The organism is Blastococcus sp. MG754426, assembly GCF_021699055.1.
Taxonomy (GTDB): Bacteria; Actinomycetota; Actinomycetes; order Mycobacteriales; family Geodermatophilaceae; genus Blastococcus.
On sequence record NZ_SSXC01000175.1, the window covers coordinates 1 to 653 of the forward strand.

At 77.2% G+C, this 653-nt stretch carries 1 protein-coding gene; it reads right to left on the minus strand.

Going from position 1 to position 653, the window contains the following annotated elements; translation table 11 throughout:
- Nucleotides 1-19: 19 nt before the first annotated feature.
- Nucleotides 20-653 (minus strand): ANTAR domain-containing protein (locus E9549_RS22860; protein ID WP_236828894.1); only part of this gene is annotated, 634 nt, incomplete at its 5' end.

Here is a 653-nt window from a genome sequence, read left to right on the forward strand (position 1 = left end):
GGGAGGGGCCGGCCGGCGGCTACCGCGGGGGGCAGGCGTCGCGCAGGATCGTGCTCACGTCCTCGGGGAGGACGCCGTGCCCCGCGGCCGAGGCGGTGATCGCCTGCGCGACGTCGCGCACCTTCCGGTGGGTGTGGCTGGAGATGTGCGACAGCAGGTCGAACGCGGGCTGCTCGGTGCAGCCGGTGAGCAGCATGAGGATGCCCTTGGCCTGCTCGATGACCGCCCGGCTGGCCATGGCCGTCCGCAACTGGTCGACCTCCGCTCGCAGCGCCGCCGCCCCGGTCGGGTCGGGTGCCTGGGCCCGGGCGGCGGTGAGGTCGACGCAGAACCCCTCGACCGCCCGCACGCCCCCGGCCCCGTCCCCGGCGGGTTCGCCGACCAGCAGCACCGGTCGCGCGGGCCGGTCCGGGTGGTGCACGTGCGTCTCGACTGCGAACGGCTGCCCGCTGCCGCAGGCGGAGAGGGCGGCGAGCAGCCGGGCGGCGTCCGCGGGGTGCTGGACCCGGAGCAGCGCCTCGGTGCAGGGCGCCGCCTCCGGGCCGATCAACGCGTGCATCTCGGGGGACCACCACCAGGTGCCGGCGTGCCGGTCGAAGCGGTAGCGGCCGGCGATGCCGGGCGACGGGACGGGGTGGCGGGTGACCGTGCGA